General features: G+C 58.8%; 20 protein-coding genes and 3 pseudogenes. 21 read left to right on the forward strand and 2 right to left on the reverse strand.

Annotated features, from left to right (window positions below):
- Positions 1 to 736: 736 nt before the first annotated feature.
- The 17 genes and pseudogenes from spoVAC (at position 737) to PACILC2_RS03645 (ending at position 14,929) form a co-directional block, all read left to right on the forward strand.
- On the forward strand, positions 737 to 1,231 hold the full coding sequence (gene spoVAC / locus PACILC2_RS03565) for a stage V sporulation protein AC (RefSeq protein ID WP_372447036.1): 495 nt from the start codon (positions 737 to 739) through the stop codon (positions 1,229 to 1,231).
- A pseudogene (gene spoVAD / locus PACILC2_RS03570) lies at positions 1,231 to 2,252 on the forward strand (stage V sporulation protein AD). The gene spoVAC and the pseudogene spoVAD overlap by 1 nt, the downstream one beginning before the upstream one ends.
- Positions 2,249 to 2,599, forward strand: a complete 351-nt coding sequence (spoVAE, locus tag PACILC2_RS03575; RefSeq protein WP_062492294.1) for a stage V sporulation protein AE — start codon at positions 2,249 to 2,251, stop codon at positions 2,597 to 2,599. Before spoVAD ends, spoVAE begins: the two are co-directional and overlap by 4 nt.
- A 166-nt stretch (positions 2,600 to 2,765) precedes the next feature.
- Positions 2,766 to 3,722, forward strand: a complete 957-nt coding sequence (locus PACILC2_RS03580) for an AAA family ATPase (protein WP_213527547.1) — start codon at positions 2,766 to 2,768, stop codon at positions 3,720 to 3,722.
- Positions 3,723 to 3,733: 11 nt separating this feature from the next.
- Entirely contained in the window at positions 3,734 to 4,969 is a 1,236-nt protein-coding gene (locus PACILC2_RS03585; protein ID WP_213527549.1) for a DUF58 domain-containing protein, read from the forward strand.
- Positions 4,969 to 6,552, forward strand: coding sequence for a transglutaminase-like domain-containing protein (locus tag PACILC2_RS03590; RefSeq protein ID WP_213527551.1), 1,584 nt, complete (start codon positions 4,969 to 4,971; stop codon positions 6,550 to 6,552). Before PACILC2_RS03585 ends, PACILC2_RS03590 begins: the two co-directional genes overlap by 1 nt.
- Entirely contained in the window at positions 6,450 to 7,199 is a 750-nt protein-coding gene (locus tag PACILC2_RS03595; RefSeq protein WP_244863210.1) for a DUF4129 domain-containing transglutaminase family protein, read from the forward strand. Before PACILC2_RS03590 ends, PACILC2_RS03595 begins: the two co-directional genes overlap by 103 nt.
- Before the next feature lie 200 nt (positions 7,200 to 7,399).
- Complete coding sequence (locus PACILC2_RS03600; RefSeq protein WP_213527588.1) at positions 7,400 to 7,924, forward strand: YqeG family HAD IIIA-type phosphatase; 525 nt, start codon at positions 7,400 to 7,402, stop codon at positions 7,922 to 7,924.
- A complete protein-coding gene (yqeH, locus tag PACILC2_RS03605) occupies positions 7,921 to 9,045 on the forward strand; it encodes a ribosome biogenesis GTPase YqeH (protein WP_062492298.1) in 1,125 nt (374 codons plus the stop codon). The genes PACILC2_RS03600 and yqeH overlap by 4 nt, the downstream gene beginning before the upstream one ends.
- A 113-nt stretch (positions 9,046 to 9,158) precedes the next feature.
- Positions 9,159 to 10,082 carry a shikimate dehydrogenase gene (locus PACILC2_RS03610; protein WP_244863205.1) on the forward strand — a complete coding sequence of 308 codons (924 nt, stop codon included), beginning with the start codon at positions 9,159 to 9,161 and terminating at the stop codon, positions 10,080 to 10,082.
- A 115-nt stretch (positions 10,083 to 10,197) separates the two neighbouring features.
- Positions 10,198 to 10,488 (forward strand): ribosome assembly RNA-binding protein YhbY, encoded by a 291-nt coding sequence (yhbY, locus tag PACILC2_RS03615; protein ID WP_062492299.1) that lies wholly within the window; start codon positions 10,198 to 10,200, stop codon positions 10,486 to 10,488.
- Between the two features lie 41 nt (positions 10,489 to 10,529).
- Positions 10,530 to 11,120: a nicotinate-nucleotide adenylyltransferase gene (nadD, locus tag PACILC2_RS03620; RefSeq protein ID WP_213527555.1), complete on the forward strand. Its 591-nt coding sequence runs from the start codon at positions 10,530 to 10,532 to the stop codon at positions 11,118 to 11,120.
- Positions 11,110 to 11,679 (forward strand): bis(5'-nucleosyl)-tetraphosphatase (symmetrical) YqeK, encoded by a 570-nt coding sequence (yqeK, locus tag PACILC2_RS03625; RefSeq protein ID WP_062492301.1) that lies wholly within the window; start codon positions 11,110 to 11,112, stop codon positions 11,677 to 11,679. Before nadD ends, yqeK begins: the two co-directional genes overlap by 11 nt.
- Positions 11,676 to 12,023, forward strand: coding sequence for a ribosome silencing factor (gene rsfS / locus PACILC2_RS03630; protein ID WP_062492302.1), 348 nt, complete (start codon positions 11,676 to 11,678; stop codon positions 12,021 to 12,023). The genes yqeK and rsfS overlap by 4 nt, the downstream gene beginning before the upstream one ends.
- Positions 12,020 to 13,006, forward strand: coding sequence for a CvfB family protein (locus tag PACILC2_RS03635; protein WP_213527557.1), 987 nt, complete (start codon positions 12,020 to 12,022; stop codon positions 13,004 to 13,006). The genes rsfS and PACILC2_RS03635 overlap by 4 nt, the downstream gene beginning before the upstream one ends.
- 18 nt (positions 13,007 to 13,024) lie before the next feature.
- Positions 13,025 to 13,797: pseudogene (locus PACILC2_RS03640) on the forward strand (class I SAM-dependent DNA methyltransferase).
- Positions 13,798 to 14,038: 241 nt separating this feature from the next.
- A complete protein-coding gene (locus tag PACILC2_RS03645; RefSeq protein WP_062492305.1) occupies positions 14,039 to 14,929 on the forward strand; it encodes an AraC family transcriptional regulator in 891 nt (296 codons plus the stop codon).
- Here PACILC2_RS03645 and PACILC2_RS03650 read toward each other — a convergent pair.
- Entirely contained in the window at positions 14,926 to 15,879 is a 954-nt protein-coding gene (locus tag PACILC2_RS03650) for a phytanoyl-CoA dioxygenase family protein (RefSeq protein ID WP_372447039.1), read from the reverse strand. The two genes, PACILC2_RS03645 and PACILC2_RS03650, sit on opposite strands and share 4 nt — an antisense overlap.
- A 108-nt stretch (positions 15,880 to 15,987) precedes the next feature.
- On the opposite strand from PACILC2_RS03650, the gene PACILC2_RS03655 reads away from it, so the two are divergent.
- On the forward strand, positions 15,988 to 16,968 hold the full coding sequence (locus PACILC2_RS03655) for an AAA family ATPase (RefSeq protein WP_145977182.1): 981 nt from the start codon (positions 15,988 to 15,990) through the stop codon (positions 16,966 to 16,968).
- Here PACILC2_RS03655 and PACILC2_RS03660 read toward each other — a convergent pair.
- Complete coding sequence (locus tag PACILC2_RS03660; RefSeq protein WP_213527561.1) at positions 16,965 to 17,321, reverse strand: hypothetical protein; 357 nt, start codon at positions 17,319 to 17,321, stop codon at positions 16,965 to 16,967. The genes PACILC2_RS03655 and PACILC2_RS03660 overlap by 4 nt on opposite strands.
- 104 nt (positions 17,322 to 17,425) lie before the next feature.
- Between PACILC2_RS03660 and PACILC2_RS03665 the strand changes: the two genes are divergently transcribed.
- The 3 genes and pseudogenes from PACILC2_RS03665 to PACILC2_RS03680 all read left to right on the forward strand — a co-directional run bounded on the left by PACILC2_RS03665 (position 17,426) and on the right by PACILC2_RS03680 (position 20,573).
- On the forward strand, positions 17,426 to 18,136 hold the full coding sequence (locus tag PACILC2_RS03665; RefSeq protein ID WP_213527563.1) for a DUF58 domain-containing protein: 711 nt from the start codon (positions 17,426 to 17,428) through the stop codon (positions 18,134 to 18,136).
- Positions 18,133 to 19,455, forward strand: coding sequence for a DUF4129 domain-containing protein (locus PACILC2_RS03670; RefSeq protein ID WP_213527565.1), 1,323 nt, complete (start codon positions 18,133 to 18,135; stop codon positions 19,453 to 19,455). The genes PACILC2_RS03665 and PACILC2_RS03670 overlap by 4 nt, the downstream gene beginning before the upstream one ends.
- A gap of 507 nt (positions 19,456 to 19,962) precedes the next feature.
- Positions 19,963 to 20,573, forward strand: a pseudogene (locus tag PACILC2_RS03680) (copper amine oxidase N-terminal domain-containing protein).
- Positions 20,574 to 21,393 lie beyond the last annotated feature (820 nt).

Below are 21,393 nucleotides of genomic sequence, written 5' to 3' on the forward strand. Positions count from 1 at the left end.
TTGCAGATCAAAGTGTCCGGTAAGCGGCATACGGCCTGCAGTTGCAGATCAAAGTGTCTGGAAAGCGGCATACAGTCTGCAGTTGCAGATTGGTGTTTCTGGAAAGCAGTATACAGCCTACAGTTACATATCGCCGATTCATTCTTGAGAAAGCCGACATTCTTTCTGCAGTAACATATAGGTGTTTCCGGTAGGTAGATTCTTTTTAGCTAGCGGAACGTCCCTCGAATCGAATTGCCGCAAGGCTGTTCGTCTCCGAATGGCGGCCCCAACGATTACGCTCCCTCGATCTTGTTGGCGGAAACGCCTGGGCTGAACGATACGGCTTGACTAATCCTGCAAAAGTGCAGGAATTTGGCCCAGAATTCGTTCATTTTCGGTAAAATCCTGCGATTCTACAGTATTTCAAAGCTTCCGCACACTCGAATGCGGGATTTGGCCATGAAAAGATGTATTTTGCAGGAATTTTACTCCAATGGTTGAAAATGGTTCGAAAAAACTGCACAATTGCAGTTTTGCCTACTCCCCCTGCTATTCTAGGTACGCCGTTTCTGCTAGCAGCGGGTCGTTTTGCCTGCTGTGGAACCTCCCCCATATATGTTAAATGATTAACCTGAAAATGAACAGAAGCATCTCCCAGACGGCCATCGGGCATGAAACGTTCCGCTTGGCATAACCGGACCGCTTTCTACAAATAATGAAACGGAAAATATTTGTACTTGAGGAGGTTGTTGGTTTGTCAAGCAAAAGCGCTGAACGCGGCCGTTTCTTGAAAATGCGGATGTCGCCGAAGGAATACCAGTCATTCGCCAAAATGAGGGAGCCCTCGCGCTCGATATTCGGCAACTGCCTCCGGGCTTTTCTTGTCGGCGGCGCGATCTGCGTCGTTGGCCAGGCTTTGACGGAAATGTTCGTACATCTGATGCATATGAAGCGCGAAGACGCGTCCAATCCGACAGTCGCCGTGCTCATTCTGCTGTCGGTCGTATTAACGAGTATGGGCGTCTATGACAAATTGGCGCAGTGGGCGGGAGCCGGATCGGCCGTTCCGGTTACCGGCTTCGCCAACTCGATGTGCTCCGCGGCTTTGGAGCACCGCAGCGAGGGGCTGGTGCTCGGCGTCGGCGGCAATATGTTCAAGCTGGCCGGTTCGGTCATCGTATTCGGCACGGTGGCCGCTTTCTTCGTCGGCATAGCGCATTGGCTGCTCGGGACGGGGGGACAGTCCTGATGCTGCGCGGCAAGCAAACGTGGTGGTTCGCCAACCGCCCCGTCATAATCGGCACGGCCACGGTTGTCGGACCGGACGAAGGAGACGGGCCGCTGGCGGCCGATTACGATTTGATCCATCCGGAGCTCGATATGCAGCAGAAAAGCTGGGAGAAAGCGGAGCGGCTGCTGCTGGAGCAGGCGTCCGATCTGGCGATGCAGCATGCGGGCATTGACAAAACAAGCTGCAGGTCTTTGTCGGCGGCGATCTGATGAATCAGCTTATGAGCAGCAGTTTCTCCGCCCGTTCCATCGGCGTTCCGTATCTCGGCGTTTTCGGCGCTTGTTCGACGTCGATGGAATCGCTCGCGGTCGCCGCGCTCATCGTCAATTCCCGTTCGGCGCAATACGCGCTTGCCGGAACCTGCAGCCACAATTGCACGGCCGAGAAGCAGTTTCGCTATCCGACCGAATACGGGGCGCAGAAACCGCCGACGGCGCAGTATACGGTTACCGGGGCCGGGGCTGCGGTCATTGCCGAGACCGGCGACGGCGTGGCCGTCGTCGAATGCGCGACGATCGGCAAGATCGTCGATCTCGGAATTAAGGACCCGTTCAACATGGGGGCGGCGATGGCGCCAGCGGCCGTCGATACGATCCAGACCCATCTGAACGACACCGGCCGTACGCCTGGCGACTACGATATGATCGTGACGGGCGATCTCGCCTCCGTCGGCCATCGGATCGCGTCCGATCTGCTGCGGCGCGACGGCGTGCCGATTGAGGAAACGGTTTTTACGGATTGCGGGCTACTGGTTTACGATGTCGAGAAGCAGAAAGTGCAGGCAGGGGGCAGCGGCTGCGCCTGTTCCGCCGTCGTGACGTACGGCCACCTGCTGAAGCGGATGGCCAAAGGCGAATTGTCGCGCATCCTCGTCGTGGCGACCGGGGCGCTGCTGTCGCCGCTCTCTTATCAGCAGGGTGAAAGCATTCCGTGCATCGCGCACGCGGTATCCATCGAACGAAAGGAGCGAGGCCGTTGATCTTTTTGTGGGCTTTCATCGTCGGGGGCGCGATATGCGTCGTCGGCCAGCTGCTGTTCGACGTGGCCAAGCTGACGCCTGCCCATACGATGGCGCTGTTTGTCGTCGCGGGCGCCGTGCTGGACGGCTTCGGCCTGTACGAGCCGCTGATCGATTTCGCGGGCGCCGGGGCTACCGTGCCGATTACCAGTTTCGGCAACGCGCTGGTGCACGGGGCGTTGACGGAGCTGCACCGGGTCGGATGGATCGGCGTGCTGACCGGCATATTCAAAGTAACGAGCGCCGGCGTATCGGCGGCGATCATTTTCTCGTTTCTCGCGTCGCTTGTGGTGCGCCCGAAGGGCTAAACGGGGGGCGCGACGGCAGTACCGATGGAGAACCTGCACGCTGCTCCAGCTGTGGGATTCTCCAATTTTTTTGACGGAACGGTGTATACGCGAATGTCTGTTTCTTGTAGAATAGAACTAGAATTGGCGTCATCCAGCTATCATCTTCGTCCCGGGAGGTTAGTCTATGGAATTATCTCGTTCCGACCTGCAGTTGTGCTCCGACATTAGACGCAACTTGGCGTCCTGTATTTTAGGAAAGGAAATGGAGATCGAACGGTTGCTGACGGTTGTGCTCGCGGCCGGCCACGTGCTGCTTGAAGATGTGCCCGGCACCGGCAAAACCCAACTGGTCAAAGCGCTGGCCCGCTCGATCGGCGGCCAGTTCCGCCGCATTCAATGCAACCCCGACCTTCTCCCAACCGATATCACCGGCGTTTCGATTTATCATCCGAAAGAAGAAACTTTTATATTTCGTCCCGGCCCGATCATGACAAACCTGCTGCTCGCCGACGAAATCAACCGGGCGACGACGAAGACGCAATCCGCCCTGCTCGAAGCGATGGAGGAAGGACGCGTCACCGTCGACGGCGAGACGTATGAACTGCCTCAGCCGTTCGTGCTGCTTGCGACCCAGAATCCGATTGAATTTGAAGGGACTTATGTCCTGCCCGAGGCGCAGCTCGACCGTTTCATGATGAAGCTGTCACTCGGTTACCCGGACGAAGCGGACGAATATCGGATGGTTCTGAACCGGGAAATCGACCAGCCGTCCGAACGCCTTCCCCAAATTGCCGATATCGAAGATGTGCTCCGCCTGCAGCAGATAGCGTTCGCGGTACATATGGACGATGCGGTCGGCGAATATCTGGTTCGCATCGTGCGCGGCACGCGCGAGCATCCGAGCGTGCTGCTCGGCGCAAGTCCCCGCGCGGCCGTCGCACTGATGCGCGCCGCCAAGGCGGCCGCACTGCTGGAGGAGCGGGACTATGTGATTCCCGACGACGTGAAAAAGCTCGCCCAGCCGGTCCTCGCCCACCGCTTGCTGCTGCAGCCCGAAGCGCGCATGAACGGCGTGCGTCCCGAAGATATCGTCGAAGAGACGGTCCGCCAGACGCGGGTGCCGGTCCGGCTTGAACGATGAGAGGTTCTCCCATGTTCAGAACCAGATGGAAACGATGGCAAACGGTAGCCGCTCTGTATGCCGTTTGCACGTTGTATCTGCTGTTTCAGGGGGGCAAGACGGCCTTCATGTTGTTCTGCATCCTCAACGTGCTGCTCGTTTATTTGATTCTGGGCCGCTTCAGCGGGATCGGCCGCGTGGAAGGCTCGCGCAAGCTTATCCATCCCGGCAAGCACGCCCATGACTACCGCTTCTCGGCCGGCACGCCGCTGGAGGTCAGGCTGACGGTCCGCATACCCGGCTTCTACCCGATTCCCTATGTACTGGTCCGCGACCGTCTTATTCGCCATGACGGACAGATGATCCCTTTCGAATCGTCATTCGTCCCGAATTGGAGAAGAATCGGCGAAGCGTCGTATCTCACTCCGCCGCTCCGCCGCGGGCTTTACCGCTTCGAAGAAACGGAATGCTCGACGCGCGACATTTTCGGCCTCTTCGAGCATAAGGGGCGCATCGATACAAGCCTGTCGTTCTCGGTATTGCCGCAGACGATTCCGCTGCGCGGCTGGCAGCAGCTGCAGCGGGGGATGCGCGGACCGTATTCGCACGCTTCCGCCCCCCGTTCGGCGAAGGAGACGACGCAAATCAACGGCGTGCGGGAATATTTGTACGGCGACCGTCTGTCGCGGATACATTGGAACGCGACCGCGAAGACGGGAGAATGGAAATCGAAGGCGTTCGAGCGGGAAGCGTTGCCGCGCACGGTCATCGTGCTCGACCGCGACGAGTCGCTGTACGCCGGAGGCAACGCCGAGCGGTTCGAGCTTGCCGTATCGGTAGCGGCCTCGCTCGTCGAGTTCGGCCTGCGCAGCGAGACTGCGATGGGACTGCTGTCCGTCGGCAAGCGGACGGTGTCGTTTCCTCCGCGGTCGGGAGCGGACAACCGGAATTTGATGATGAAGCATTTGACATCGGTCGATCCGGACTGTCCGGTCGCGCTGTCCGAAGCGCTGAAGCTCGGCGACGCAAGGCTTGAGCCTGGTTCGCTTGCGGTGCTCGTTACGGCGAAAGAAGGGGAGGAGGCGCTGCTCGCCATGCAGCTGCTCTCCCGTCAAGGGCTGTCGCCGTGCCTGATCGCGCTGCGTTCCGACAGCCGCGGCGCGGGACAATCGGAATGGCTGCGCGTCATTCGGGGCAAAGGCTGGCCCGTATTTTCCGTCCGCCAGCTGCAGGATCTGCCTTCTTCCCTGGAAGGGGGCGTCGCCTGATGATCCGGTTATCGGAATGGCTGCGCGGCTGGCGCAAAGATTGGTTCGGCAAGCTGAGCCTGCTGCTCGTTGCCGTGCTGATCTGGAAGTATGTCAGCGTAATGGAAGGCTACTGGTGGCCCGAGACGTTTCAAGCCGTGTACTTCACGATCGTATTCGCCGCGGCGACGGAACTGCTTCTCCCGCTTTCCCGGCTGTTCCGTTTGCCGCTGCAGCTGGCGGGAACGATTTTTATCGCTTGGCGCATTTCCGGGTATGAAGGTGCGGGATTTCGGCCGACATCGGCGGACGAACTGGTCCTTTGGGGCCAATCGGTGCTGTCTGGCCTTTACCCGTTTATCTGGATCGGACTGGCGATATGGCTGCTTCTGCTGTTGTTCGGAAGCTGGGCCGTTACCCGGATACGCATTTTCGGTACGGTCGGCGTTTGCTTGCTGTCGCTGACCATCGCCGATTCGTTTACGCCGATCTATCTGTGGGACGAGGTCGCCTGGACGGTGTTTGTCGGCTTGTGCTGGCTGGTGGCCGAGCATTTTGCCCGATTCGAACGGGAGCATCCCCGAAGCTGGAAGGAGCTTCTCGAATATCCGGCCGCTTTCTTCCTGCCGATCGTGCTCGTGCTGACGATCGTTATGACCTCGGGCGTGTTCGTGCCCGAAGTGGCGCCGGTCATCAAAGATCCGTACACGATATGGGTCGAATCGCGGGGCCAGACGGTGAACGGTTTTCTCGGCGACAAAGGAATCCCGCTCGAAGGCGGCCGAAACGCCGATACCCGTTCCGGTTATAGCCGCAACGATACGAAGCTGGGGGAAGGATTCCAGTTCGATTATTCGCCGGTCATGACGGTCGAGACGTCCCACAGAAGTTATTGGCGGGGGGAGACGAAATCGCTGTACACCGGGGAAGGCTGGCTTGACAGCCGCAACGAGCGGAACGAGCAATTGCTTCGCGATATCGGTCCGGGCGAATCGCTGCCGCTCGCGGACGACAGGGGCAGGGCGAAGACGGTGAAAGTGACGCAGACGGTCACGATGGACCGCGAGGATCGTTATCCGGTCCTGTTCGCGGCCGGCCCGATATCGTCCGTCCAGTGGATCGGTTCGGAGGACGAGCCGATTCCGGAGCGTCTCGGATGGGGAGCGGAATCGTGGGAACTGCAATGGCCGGCGCGCAATGCCGGCCGCTTCCCGAAGTCGTATGCGGTCGTCTCCGAGCTGATCGAACTGGATGAAACCGAACTGCGCAAAGCGAAGGCGGAGATGTCGGACGAGGCGGGCAGACGCCAATACTTGCAATTGCCGGATTCGCTTCCGGACCGGGTGCGCGACCTGGCGGCGCAACTGACGGAAAAGGCGGCCAGCGACTATGACAAGGCCAAGGCGATCGAAACTTATTTGCGGATGAATTATTCGTACACCAATACACCCGACCTGTCCAAAAACGGAGCGACGATTTCGTCGATTCGTTCCTGTTCGAGATCCGGGAAGGGTATTGCGATTACTATTCGTCCGCGATGGTGGTGCTGGCCCGTGCGGCGGACTTGCCGGCCAGATGGGTCAAAGGCTACGCCCCCGGCGTAACGACGGACAATCTGGATATGTTGCAGTATTGGGGATCGGGAGTGCCGGGGATGCCGGAGATCGACCCGAACGGCGCAGGCACTTACACGGTGCGGAATGCGGACGCCCACTCGTGGGTGGAAATCTATTTCGAAGGCTTCGGATGGATTCCGTTCGAGCCGACGGCAGGCTTCGCCTTCCCTTATGCGGTCGGGGAAGAAGAAGCCGCATCGCTTCCGGAAACGGAAGCGGAACCCGAGCCGGCGCAAGATCCGGCCGAGCCGGTACGGGAGCCGGCGCGCTTCCCGGTAGCGCCGGTTGCATACGGCCTGCTGGCCGCTGCCGCCGGGTTCGCGTTTATCCGCCGCAAGGCGATTGCCGAGGCGTGGCGGAGCTTCAGGCTGCGGTCGTATACGCCCGCCGAGCGGATCGTTTATGAGACGGAGAAACTGCTCAGATTTTGCCGCAAGCGCGGCCTGGAACGGGGCGAGCATGAAACGCTGCGGGAGGCGGTCGTTCGCTGGTCGGATCAGCGGCGCACGCTCAGCAAAGATTTTCGCGAAATTCTCGATCATTTCGAACGAGTCAAATACGGCGGCGGCGAACCGACATCCGAGGAAGCGGAACGCTTCGCGCTGAAGGCCAAGGCGATCGCCGAGCGGCTGTAAACTGGTTGCCATAAATGAGGTTGAAAAGAGGTTATAAGCGGCTGCGGCGGGACAATCGGGCAGGTGTTTGCCGCTTTGGCCGGCGCCGAAGGACGATCGGCCGTCCGCTTTTTAGCGAACGGCCTTCGTCGATTTTGCAACAAATTCCTCTTCTATGGTATAGTTTCGTAAGATAGCAGGTGAGAAGAGGAGTCAAAATGATGTTTGAACGACTGCTGCCCAATATGCGCGTCAATACGATATATGACATCGATCTTGAGGAGCTCTGGGCGAGGGGCATTCGCGGCATAATTACCGATCTGGACAATACGCTGGTCGGCGCGAAGGTGGCGCTCGCCACGCCGGATCTGATCCGGTGGCTCGAATGCGTCAGGGACCGCGGCTTCAAGGTCGTTATCGTCTCCAACAATAACGAGACCCGTGTTGCGAAATTCGCGGAGCCGCTCGGCATTCCGTTTATTCATGCGGCCCGCAAACCGGCCGTCCGCTCGTTTCGGAAAGCGCTCCAGGTGCTGGAGCTGCCGTGCGACCGCGCGGTCGTAATCGGCGACCAAATGCTGACCGACGTTTTCGGCGGCAAGCGCGCCGGGCTTTACACGATACTGGTTACCCCGATCGCCCCGCTCGAAGAGGGCTTTATGACGCGTTTCAACCGGAAGGTGGAGCGGTACGCCTTGTCTCGCTTGCGCAAGAAAGGGTTATGGCATGAGGAGGATGCGAAGTGACGGAACGACCTAACCGGCATGCGGACATTTGTACCGGTTGCGGCGCCAGGCTGCAGACGGAGAGTGCGGACAAGCCCGGCTATGTTCCGGCTGCGGCGCTTGACCGCGAGCCGGTCATATGCCAGCGCTGCTTCCGCATCCGGCACTACAACGAGGCGGCTTCGGTCGCCGTCGATCAGGACGACTTTTTGCGGCTGCTCGCGGGGATCGCCCAGACGGACAGCCTGGTCGTCCATATTGTCGACCTGTTCGATTTTGAAGGAAGCCTTATATCGGGCTTGCAGCGTTTTGTCGGTGCGAATCCGGTGCTGCTCGTCGTCAACAAAGTCGATCTCCTGCCGAAAGGGACGAATCTGAACCGGCTCCGGAACTGGGTGCAGCAGCAGGCGAAGCAGCAGGGGCTGCGCATCGTCGACGTCATCATGTGCAGCGCGATGCGGGGCATCGGCTTCGAGCGGGTAGTCCAGGCGCTGGAGCAGCATCGCCGGCATCGGGACGTATATGTGGTCGGCGCGACGAATGTCGGCAAGTCGACGCTTATTAACCGCTTGATCCGGGATTACAGCGATCTCGACAGCGAGCTGACGGTGTCCCGTTACCCCGGCACGACGCTGGATGCGATCCGGATTCCGCTCGATGACGGAAAAGCGGTGATCGATACGCCGGGCATCGTCTATCCGAACCGGCTCACCGAGCTCGTGCCGCGCCGCGTGCTGCAGGCGCTGCTGCCGGAGAAGCCGATCAAACCGCTTGTCTATCAGTTGAACGAGCGGCAGACGCTGTTTATCGGCGCGCTGGCGAGGTTCGATTTCGTCCAGGGAGAGCGTCAGTCGTTTACGCTGTACTTGTCGAACGCGCTCAAGGTCCACCGAACGAAGCTGGAGCGTGCGGACGAGCTTTATGCGGAGCATGCCGGCGAGATGCTTGCGCCGCCGTCAAAGGCGGAGCTGGAGGAGATGCCTGCCTGGACGCGGCACTCGCTGCAGGCGCCGAAAGGGAAGAAGAGCGACGTCTTCATTTCGGGACTCGGCTGGATTCAGGTGAACGGCACAAGCGGCGCGAAGCTGGACGTATATGCGCCCAAAGGCGTCAAAGTGCTCATTCGGGACGCGTTGATCTGAATGGCCGAGGCAGGCCGGGCCGCGCGGGAGCGGGTAAGGCCCTGCAAGTACGCAAAGCAGTGGGGGCCGGCCCGCGCGGGCAACTTGGAACGTTAAGCAAAGGAGTAGAACGGATGGCAACGAAACGGGATGACGTTAAAATGGGGGAAGAGCGCGAACCGGCCGGCATCGACAGCCATACGTCGCTGTACGGGGTAATCGGCGATCCGGTGCGCCATTCCAAATCGCCGGTCATGCTGAACCGCGCATTCCGCGAAGCCGGCGTCAACGGCGTTTACGTCGCCTGGCACATCCGCCAGGAGTCGCTGGGCGATTTCGTGGCCGGCGTCCGGGCGATGGGCATTCGCGGCGTCAACGTGACAATTCCGCACAAGCTGAACATTATGCGCCATCTGGACCGGATCGACGACGGCGCGCTCGCCATCGGTGCGGTCAATACGATCGTGAACGAGGAAGGCGCGCTGACCGGCTACAATACGGACGGGATCGGCTATGTCCGTTCGCTCAAGGAAGAGGCCGAACCTGAGCTCGAAGGCAAGCGGATTGTCGTATTAGGCGCCGGCGGCGCGGCGCGCGGCATCGTGTACGCGTTGTCCGGCGAAGGTCCCGACTCGCTCGTGATCGTGAACCGAACCGCCGAGAAGGCGGAAGAGCTCGCCGATCTGTTCCGGAGCCGGGCGGACGTTCGTGCGGCCGGCATCGACCGGCTGCGCGAGCTGTGCGGCGAGGCGGATATCGTGATCAATACGACCTCGATCGGCATGTACCCGAACGTCGAGGAGGTACCGCTGGACGCCGGGTGGCTGAAGGAAGGAGCGGTAGCGAGCGATCTGATCTACAATCCGCTCAAGACGCGGTTCCTTCGCGAGGCGGAGGAACGCGGCTGCCGGATTCACGGCGGCCTCGGCATGTTCGTCTACCAAGGGGCCTATGCGTTCGAATACTGGACGGGCCTACCCGCGCCGATCGAGGCGATGCGGGAAGCCGTCCTGCAGACGATGGAGCCGGAAACGGGCGGCGCATCCGGCAAGCAGTAGGCATCCGGCAAGCGGTAGAGACGGGCTCGCGGCGGAAACCGGCAGTCGGATAACCGGAAAGCCGCAGCCGCGGCTTCGCGATTATTTTCCAAAGAAAGAAGGCTCAAGCATTCCTATGCTGACAGGCAAGCAAAAACGTTATCTGCGATCGCAGGCGCATCATTTGCAGCCGATCTTTCAGATCGGCAAGGGCGGAATCAACGATCATCTGGTCCGCCATATCGAGGAAGCGCTGGAGGCGCGGGAACTTATTAAAGTATCCGTTTTGAACAATTGCGACGTCGAGCCGAAGGAGCTTGCCCCGGAACTGGCGGACAGAGCCGGCGCGGAGCTTGTGCAAGTGATCGGCAAGACGATCGTGCTGTACAAAGAATCGCGGGAGCACAAGACGATCGTGCTTCCTTGATCCGGGCGAAAGCCCGTTTGTGAATGCGAAGGAGGTAGCCGATGTTCAAGGTCGGCATTATGGGCGGCACGTTCGATCCGATCCATTACGGCCATCTGCTGGCGGCCGAATCGGCGCGCGACGCATGCGAACTGGACGAAGTCTGGTTTATCCCTTCGAACTGTCCGCCGCTCAAAGGCGGCAAGCCGGGTGCGGACGGCGCCGTCCGGCTGGAGATGGTTCGCCTCGCGATTGGCGGCAATCCCTGCTTCCGCGCGATGGATACCGAGCTTCGGCGAGGCGGCGTCAGCTATTCCGTCGATACGGCGGCGACACTGCAGCAGGAATACCCGGATCGCGAGTTTTATTACATCGTCGGCTCCGACCGGATCAACGATTTGCCGTCGTGGCATCGGATTGAAGAACTGGCTGCGATCGTGCGGTTTATCGGTCTGGAGAGACCGGGCGCCAAGCCGGAGCCGGACGGACTGCCCGAATATTTGCGTCAGCGGATTTCCTTCGTGGAAATGCCGCAGATCGACATCTCGTCGACAGACATCCGGAGAAGACGTTCGGAAGGACGCTCGATTCGTTATTTGGTTCCGGATGCGGTTTATCATTTTATGATAAGGAACGGTTTATATGAAGCGTGAAGATCTGATCGCGTCAGTGCGCGCGGCGATGCCGGAGAAACGTTGGAAACATACGGAGGGCGTAATGGAGACGGCCGTGCTGCTGGCGAACCGGTTCGGCGGCGACCCTGAACGGGCGGAGCTTGCCGCAATCCTTCACGATGTCGCCAAGTATTGGCCGACCGAGCGGATGGCCGAGACGATCCGGGAAGACGGCCGCTCGACCGACGTGCTGGATTACGACAAGGAATTGTGGCATGCCCCGGCGGGAGCCGTTGCGGCGGAACGCGACTACGGGGTGACGGATGCCGAAGTGCTGGATGCGATTCGGTATCATACGTCCGGCCGGGAAGGGATGACGCTGCTCGAGAAAATCGTCTGGCTGGCCGACTACATCGAGCCGGGCCGCGATTTTCCAGGCGTGCATAAAATAAGGGAATTAGCTGAGCATAGTCTTGAACGGGCGCTGATCGCCGCCATGAGCGGGACGATTGCTTTTCTGCTGGAAAAAGGGAAACGCGTTTATCCGCTTACGGTGATGGCGCGCAACGATTTAATTACTCGGGAGGTTGGGCTATGACGGTAAAGGCTGACGAACTTCTGCAACTTGCGGTGGCGGCAGCGGAGGACAAAAAAGCGCATCGGATTGTGGCGCTGGATCTGCAAGGCATTTCGATGGTGGCCGACTATTTTGTAATCTGCCATGGCAATTCGGACACGCAAGTCCAGGCGATTGCGACGGAGATAAGGGATCGGGCCCATCAGCGCGGCGCTGTCGTGCGCGGCATCGAAGGAATGGACACGGCCCGCTGGGTGCTGATCGATCTCGGCGATGTCGTCGTTCATGTCTTCCATCGCGAGGAACGGGATTATTACAACATTGAGCGGCTTTGGTCCGACGCGAAAGTTGTGGAGTTCGCATGAGCCTGACCGCCGGTGAGGTCCGAAAACTGAAGGTGGCGCGGGAAGTGCCGCCTTACGGTTATTTTTTGAGCGACGGCATGTCGGACGTGCTGCTGCACTATAGTGAAATTGTCGGGGACAGGCCGAAGCCGGGAGACGAGGTTTCGGTCTTTATCTACCACGATACGGAAGACCGTTTGGCGGCGACGATGAAAACGCCGCTTATTCGTCTCGGCGAACTGGCGCGGCTGCGGGTCGCGGACGTGCACCCGAGACTGGGCTGCTTCCTCGAGATGGGACTTGGCCGCCAACTGCTGCTGCCGCAATCCGAGCTGCCGGAGCGGCGGGAATACCGGCCGCAGCCGGGGGACGAGCTGTTTGTCATGCTGACGCATGACAAAGCGGGAAGGCTTCTGGCCAAGCTGGCCAGGGAAGAAGATCTTGCGCCGAAGACGTTCGCCGTGCCCGCGGCATGGCGGGGGCGCTGGATCGAAGGCTGGGTTACGAAAACGCTGCAAATCGGTTCGTTCGTGCTGATCGACGGCGATGTTGTCGGCTTCGGCGCTTACGGCATGATCCCCGATGCGGAACGCTCGCGCACGCTGCGGCTAGGGGAGCGGGTTCAAGCACGCATTACATATATCCGTCCCGACGGGCGCGCGAATCTGGCGATGGCGCCGCGCAAAGAAGTGGCCCGCGTGGAGGATGCCGACCGGATTCTCGCCTTTCTAAGGGAACGGCCGAGCGGATCGATGCCTTATTCCGACGAGACGCCCGCGGATATTATCAAACAGAAATTCGGCATTTCCAAATCCGCTTTCAAGCGTGCGCTCGGCAAGCTGATGCGCGAGGGGCGCGTGACGCAGAAGGGCAGCTGGACCTATCTGAGCGATGATGGCGCCGCAGACGGAGACGGCAAAGACAAGCCGGATGGAGGGCACGGCCGGGAAGCTGCGGCCAATCCGTCCAATCCGCCCCAACCGGCAAATCCGCTGAAGGAATAAATCGACAGGAGGTGGCGCATGAACGCCTATCGGCAATTTGCTACGGTATATGACCGGCTGATGGCGGACATGCCGTATCCGGAGTGGCTGCGGTTTGCCAGGGAATGCTGGGAACGGTACGGCATGCCCGCGACCGTGGCCGATCTCGGCTGCGGCACGGGCAGCATCGCGATTCCGCTGGCCCGGTCGGGTTTTACGGTTTACGGCATCGACTTGTCCGCCGATATGCTTACCGCTGCCCGCGGCAAATGGGAAGAGACGCCGCAGCAGGCGATCCGCCCGCACGCCGGTTCGATCCGCTGGCTTCAACAGGATATGAGAAACTGGGAACTGCCGGAACCGGTCGACTCGGTTATCTCGTTTTGCGATTGCCTGAACTATTTGCTGGAGGAAGAAGACATCGAAGCGACCTTTGCGTCGACGTTCGCCGGATTGCGAAATGGCGGCGTGTTTCTGTTTGACGTTCTGCCTCCGTCTCTGCTCGTCCGATATGCCGAGGAGCAGCCGTTCGTGCTGGACGAACGGGACATCGCCTACATCTGGACAAGCGAGCTGGACCGCGATCGGATGGAAATCGAGCACCGGCTGACGATCTTTTCCCGGGAAGGACCGGAACGGGATGCGCGGTTCGTCCGTTTTGAAGAAACGCATGTGCAGCGGGCGTACGATCCGGACTGGATTGCCGGCGCTTTGCGGAGAGCCGGTTTTCGCGGGTCGACCGCTATGCCGATTTTCAGCTGAAGCCGCCCGGACCGCATGCGGAGCGGTTGTTTTATGCCGCAGTGAAATAGCGGGGCAAAGCCGATAATGCTGCTGCCGAATTTGTGGCTGATGTGTACCAAAGGCCAGAGGGTATATGATGCATATCAAGCCTTACTGTACCGGCCGGGCACAATCGCGCACATTGATGTATAGCCGCCGTATTGCTCGCTGACCAAGCTTTGCCGTAGACTGTCGAATACCCGCTATGATAAAGTGATGGCGACGACAAAGTGTTAAAGCCATCGAAGCCGCAACGGAGGGGCTGCCGCCATGACGCGCATGCATTGCAACGGGCATATCGTGCCGTTCGAGGGCGACCGGGAGATTCGCTACGATTTGCCGTTCGAGCATTTGCTGGACAATTTGGGGTATATCGGCATCGTCGCCCGCCAGACGTGGAAAGTAGATCCGCACAGTCATCCGCATTATGAGCTCTGTCTGGTCGACGAAGGGGAGGGCTGGTTTGCGATCGGCTCCAGTCTGTACAAGGTTGCCCGGGGCGATCTGTTTCTGACCAAGCCGGGCGAAGTTCACCAGGGGGCCGCGTCGGGCGATCAGCCGTTCAGTCTGTATTATCTCGGATTCCGGCTCGGAGAGCTGCGCAATCTCGAGGTGGACTTCTTCCGCATCGGCGCCGCTCGGGTCAGGCCGGATATCGACTCCGGGACGCGCGCGTTGTTCGACGCGCTGTTCCGCGAAATCCGCGTAGACGAGCCATACGGCCATCTGCTGTCGCAAGGTCTCTTGCTGCAGCTGCTCGTCCACGTCTACCGGCTGTACCGCGGCGGCGAGACCGATCGTGAAGCGGTCGCGCCGCCCGCGCGCGTGCCGGCCGGATATATCCCCGCGCTGCTGATGGATTTGCACGGCGACGCGGGGGCGGCGTTGACGATCGACGAGCTATGCGCCCGCTACCATGTGAGCAGGCCGCATCTGACGCGGGAGTTTCGCCGTGTGGTCGGCATGCCGATCGGTGAATACCGGCGAAGGCTGTGCGTGGACCAGGCCAAGCACAGCCTTCGGGAGACGGACCAGACGGTGTCGTCCATCGCGGAATCGCTCGGTTTTTCCTCCATTCATGCGTTCAGCGTCTTTTTCAAGCGGTGCACCGGCATGTCGCCCCTGCAATACCGCCAGATGTCGGCGGAGGGCAGCCGTTAGCGGACGCTTGGCGGATACAGCACCGGGAACGGCTCGCCCTCGAAAAGGTCGCCGTCGCGCCCGTTCAGCAGCTTCACGTTCATATGGCCTTCGGCCGGCGTGCCGCTCCGGTACCTCGTGTCGCCGGTCATGAGATGGACGGCCATCGAGCGGCGCGGGCTGTCCGTCGTGTTCGGACCGCTGCCGTGAATCGTCAAGGCATGGTGAAAGCTGACCTGGCCGGCCTTCATGACGAGAGGCACGGGCCGGAACGCCTGCCCGTCCGGCAGTTCCATCTGCTCTTGCTGCTTCTCCAGATTTTGCTCGAAAAAGTCGTTTACTTTGACGAGTCCCCACTTATGGCTTCCCGGCACGACCTGCATGCAGCCGTTCGACAGATCGACATCGGTAAACGCGACCCAGGCCGTCACAAGCGACGGTTCGGCGCAGCATTGCCAGTAGACGTAGTCCTGATGCCAGCCGACGTTCGCCGTATGCCGGCGGTCGGCTCTGCCCGGCTTGTAAAGCAGCTGGTCGTGCCATAACGCGATTTTGTCCGCATTCATGAGGCGTGCGGCGATTTCGCCGATAACCGGATGCGTCGCCACCCGCCGCAGCACCGGATCGGACCAGTGGGCGTTATCCGTTTTGCGCAAGGAGCGGGGATTGTCTCCGGCCTTCCAGGTGCTCCACGGCTCGCGGCCGAGCTCGTATTCCGCGCGGTATATTTTTCCTGGTGCTCGATCATTTCCTCCAGTTCGCTTTCCGAGAACAGCTTGGGCGATACCCAGTATCCGTTTTCGCGAAAGAAAAGGACATCCTCCTGTGTGACGTAGGACGATTGCGCCAATTTCCATTCCTCCCGAATTTGTGATGAAATCGCGGCAAATCTCGCCTTCTCTTTTCATTTTAAGCTTGAAAAACCGCATGTCTTTACCGGGACGGATCGAACATTTAACGTTTTGGATCATGCGAAGGGCCTCCCCGCATTCAGACAACGAAGCCGCTTTATGGTAAAATTGGGGAAATGCTTGTTGTTTTATAAAAAGAATGCGTTTCCATAAGGAGGAGAGCCTCTCGTGCAATCGAATATGGCCGACATTCAGGAATTGGCCGACCGGCTGCGGGCCAACATTGGCCGTGTCGTCGTCGGCAAGGAGGATGTCGTCGACAAGCTGCTCATCGCCCTGATCGTATCGGGTCACGTTCTGCTGGAAGACGTTCCGGGCACCGGCAAAACGCTGCTCGCCAAGTCGCTGGCGAAGTCGCTTCGCTGCGAATTCAAGCGCATCCAGTTTACGCCCGACCTGCTGCCGTCAGACTTGAGCGGAATCCAGTTTTTTAACCAGAAGCTCGCGGAGTTCGAGTTTCGTCCCGGTCCGCTGTTCGCCCATATCGTGCTTGCCGACGAGATTAACCGGGCGACTCCGCGGACGCAATCCAGCCTGCTGGAATGTATGGAGGAGCGGCAGGTGAGCGCGGACGGGGTAACGCGAAAGCTGGAGCGGCCGTTTCTCGTCATCGCGACGCAAAATCCGATCGAGCAGCAGGGGACGTTTCCGCTGCCGGAGGCTCAGCTTGACCGTTTTCTGTTCAAGATTCGGATGGGATATCCTTCGACAGAAGAAGGGCTTCACATTTTGAAACGGTTCAGGGAGGACAATCCGCTCGATCGGCTGGAACCGGTCGCGGACCGGGAAGATGTCGTGCGTGCGCAGGATCGGTATGCCCGGACGGAAGCGGGGGACGACGTGCTCCGCTATATTCTGGCGATTGCCGAGCGGACGAGAACCCGCGACAATGTGGCGATCGGCGTCAGCCCGCGCGGCAGCCAGGCGCTGCTGAAAGCGGCGCAGGCGCATGCCGCGATCCGGGGCCGGGATTACGTGACGCCGGACGATGTCAAGGCGATGGCGGTGCCGGTTCTGGCTCACCGTCTTCAACTGCGGAGCGTGTCCAGGGCCAGGCCGTATGAAGCCGAAGAGACGATCGAAGAGGTGCTGCGCGAAGTTCCGGTTCCAGCGGAAGACACGCTGCTTTCCCATCGAAGCTCGAGCTAGGAGACGAATGCCCGGCCAGGGCTTGCCGGTACAGAAAGGATCGGAGTAGAATGGCCTTTTATTTGCTGGTGCCGCTCGTCGCGATCGTCCTTTTCGTTCAGGGAAGGCTGTTCCGCTATGCCGCGATGAGAAGGCTTACGTATGCGCGGTCGTTTCCTGTGCGCGCCTGCTTCGAGGGCGACCGGATCGAAATGATTGAGGAAATTGAAAACCGCAAGTCGATTCCCGTTCCGTGGCTCCGGGTCGAATCGCTGCTGCCGACGGGTCTGAAATTCAGAAGCCAGACGAATCTGGACATCAGCAGCGGGATGCTGTTCCAGAACCACAAAAGTCTGTTCGCGCTGATGCCGCATACGAAAATTACCCGCAGGCACGATGTCCGCGCCGTTCGTCGCGGCTGCTACCGACTTGGCTCCGTGACGCTGACAAGCGGCGATCTGTTCGGCTCGCCCGCACGATGCGGCAGCAGGATGTCGGAGCCGAGCTGCTCGTCTATCCGAAGCCGGTGCCGCTCGACGACATGCCGGACGCTTTCCGGAGCTGGCAAGGGGAGATGGTCGTCCGCCGCTGGATCGTCGACGATCCGTTCGTCGTCGCAGGTGTGCGGGATTACCGTCCGGGCGATCCGCTGCGGGGCATCAATTGGAAAGCGACCGCCCGCACCGGCGATCTGCAGGTGCAGGTCCGGGATTTTACGGCCGACGGGCGGCTCATGGTATATTTGAACATCGAAGACCATGAGCTGATGTGGAATACGGTCAACGAGGTCGAACGGGCGGAACGGGGCATCGCGCTCGTCGCCGGCATCGCGGAATACGCGGCGCGCCAGGGACTCGCCTTCGGCTTCGGCGTCAATGCCCACGATATTGACGGACCGAGAATCTCGATCCGGATGTCGCCGGCATCGGGGGCCGGGCGGGTGATGGAAGTGTACGAAGCGCTGGCGCGTCTTGTGCTGGCGCGCACCGAATCGTTCGCGGAGCTGCTGGAGGCGGAAACGGGCCGGCTCGAGGACCGGACAGATATTTTGCTGCTGACCGCCTATCGCAGCGACAAGCTGGATCGTGCCGCCGAGCTGCTCCGTTCCAAGGGGCATGCGGTTACGTTTCTGATGCTCGATGAGGTGCTGCCAAAGGCAAATGACCGGAAAGCGGGTGAGGGCGAATGAAGGACCGGTTTGCGGCCACAGGCGCCGCTGTCCTGAAAGGAGCGGTCGAAACGCTTCTCTTCCTGCCGCTCCTCACGATTATTGCGGCTTATGCGATGGAGGCTGGCACCGCAGTCTGGTGGCTGGCGGTACTGCCGCTCGCTTACGCGGCCGGATGCGCCGGCAAGCTGTGGTTGCCGCTTCGGCGGCTGTACCGGTCGGTGCTGTTCGCCATCGCCGTCAGCGCCGTCTGGAGCTTCGCTTTCTTCGGGCTTTCCTTGCCGTTTGCCTTTTCCGCCGTCATCGTCTTCATCGCCGTCATGCGCGGCGGCAGGATGGCGGAGGAAGACTGGATGGCCCAATTTTCTCTTGCATGGTACGGCGCCGGATTGCTGACATACTTCCTGCTATCCGTTTTCGCGCCGCTGCTGCCGAAGACCGCGCCTTACGGCGGAGCGCTGAATGCGTTCGGGCTGCTCGCGATCGTCGTTTCGCTCTTCCGGATCAATCTGTTCAATATGCGCGCCGAGACGCTGTCCGGTTCCGCAGACGCGCTGCCGGCCGCGGTCCGGCGGCATAACCGGCTGCTCGTGACGCTGGCGCTAGTCGTCATCGCCGCGCTCATGTTTTTCAGTCATATCCGCGAAGGCTGGGAATGGCTGCGGGAGCGGCTGATCGCCTTGCTGCAAGCGTTGTTCAGCCGATCGGTTCCGTCCGAGACTCCGCCGCTTCAGCAGCCGGAGCAGGGGATGACGCCGCTGCTGCCGCAGGATGACGGACAGCGGTCCGTTCTGCTGGAATGGCTGGAGCAGATCGTCGTCTTTTTGCTTTATGCGGCAGCCATTGTCGGCCTCATCTATTTGCTGTACAAGCTTGGCCGGAAACTTCCGTCCGCGCTGCGGAAATGGACGGCGTGGCTGCTCCGCCTGCTCCGGAGGGAGCGAGCCGTGACGGCCGATCCGGGTTACGAGGATGAGGTGGAAAGCCTCGAGCGCGAGCGTTCGGGCGGCGGCTTGTTCCGGTTCGGAAAGCGGGCGGAGGGGACGGCCGACAAATGGCCGGAAGCGGGGACGAATGCGGACAAGGTACGTTTCCTGTACCGCGAATGGCTGCGCCGGGCGATGCGGAAAGGCTACCCGATTCGGCCGCATTTGACGCCGGGCGAAACGGCGGAGGATATAGCCGCGTGGCAGCGGATTGCGGAACGCGAAGCCGCCGGCGGCAATGCCGGTGCAGCGCCGCTGGTCACCGCGTATGAAGCGGTCCGCTACGGCGACAAGACGGTGTCCGACGCCGAGGTCGAGGCGATCCGGGAAAAGCTGGAACCGGACGTTAAGTAATGAGTCAGCAAGTAGGCTTTTGAAGTCCCGTATTTTAATTGGGCAGTGTATCGCCATGCAGGTAAATTTTGCTTGCATTTCAGGGAGTAAAGGAATATACTTACAGTAACTGAATGAACCACAATAGCGGGAAGCACCTGCTTGCATGAACGATGCGAGAGGTGCTTTTTTTGCGTTTTACAGGCATTTGTTACAACATTTCAACAAAAATAGGACTATGTTCCCAATCGCCAGGGTGGTAAAATGTGTTAAATAAGGCGGTGTTTTTACTGCGTTTATACCAAACTTCGGTCAGAGAAATCATTTTTCATAGTGGAGGTATTGGACATGTTGAAGGAAGTGAAGAAATGGATGTTGGGACTGGCGGCGGTTGCTTTTGTCTTCGGGGGTTCGGGGAGCGCTGTGGCGGCAACCAATACAAAAAAAGCGGATTTGTCCTTGGAAGTGCTGGTAGATGCCCGTCGGGTCATCTTTGACGTTAAGCCCAAAGCGGACGACGGAACGGTCATGGTTCCGCTGCGTTTTGTCACCGACAAACTGAACGGCAAACTGTATCTGAAGGGTAACACAATAACTGCGAGTAAAGGGAAAAAACGGTCACGCTGACGATCGGTTCGAAGCGAGCGACGATCAACGGCAAGGCTGTGACGCTGACGAAGGCGCCGATTGCCGAAAAGTCGCGGACGCTCGTACCGTTGCGGGTTATTAGCGAAGGACTCGGCGTACCGGTGGAATGGGATGCAGTGAACCGCTACGTATGGATCGGCAGCAAAGACATCCCGAAGGTCGAGGATATCGTCGAGGCCGTAGATATCAAGCCTTACAAACATTATTTCAAGGGGAAGCTTGGGGAGTCGGTACTTGAAAATAGCAAAAACAATTTTAAACCTCATACTAAAGTGAGGATTCTAAAAGAACAAGACTTTCCCGTCATAATTTCAGATGATATATATTATCGAATGGACATCGCTAAGGATAAAGATGGAAATGAATTTATTCGTACATCTTCCACTCAAAAGGATTTATGGGGGTATCGTATTACTTGCTACAAACAGGACAGCCGACTAAGCTTCGCCAAGAACTGTCCGGTAGCCGTGAACGTTTCGAAGACACCATAATACATTATAACCGAGTCGTAAGCGGTAAAGACGAATTTCATTTTGGAATCAAAGACTATGATAAATTAAGATTAAAAGATATCGAATATATAGGTATTTATGTAGGATCTGATACTGCTATTATGGTTCAAAATTACTTGGCGAATTAAGAAAAGTAAGGGAGTACGAGTTGTCAAACGCAACTCAATTAAGACTATGAATAGAAAAAATACTATTGCCCTGTTACTTATTGTTTCGATTACCGTCCCATTGATTGCACCACTTCTAATGCCAATGCCTGCTTTTGCCGAGCAGGTACCGTATTTCAGTAACTCGCATATTACGCCGTACCGAGATCCGGATGGTGTTCCCACGAAAAGATACGCGGTAGGTTTTATGTCGTATGAGATTTGGTCCAATTCATCTGGGGAATGGACAGGTAAACAACCCGGAGATGAAGTTCAGATTAACTACACATACAACTTTTCATTCCCCGGTCGAACAGTACGTGATATTAATGTTATTAAATTTTTAGACACAAATAATAAGCATATCGAATACTTTATCCAATCAAGACAAGGTGGGCAAGATTATGAATTCTATAAGGATTATTTCGCAAATGTATTGAATAATCCAGACATTAAGATTGAGTCTGGAATAGGTACCAGTAGTGTTAGTTTTACTGCTTCAATAGATGGAAAGCTGAGTTCAAAAGAGTTTTTAGATCTCAGAGAGGACCCAGATACTGACCCCTGTCCAAGCTGCGGTCCGAAGGTCAAAGCCTACCGCTACTACTTCCCGGTCCTCTTCGAATTCGATCTCGAAGGCCAACATACGACGC

It is taken from the genome of Paenibacillus cisolokensis (assembly GCF_018403665.1).
GTDB lineage: Bacteria > Bacillota > Bacilli > Paenibacillales > Paenibacillaceae > Paenibacillus_AH > Paenibacillus_AH cisolokensis.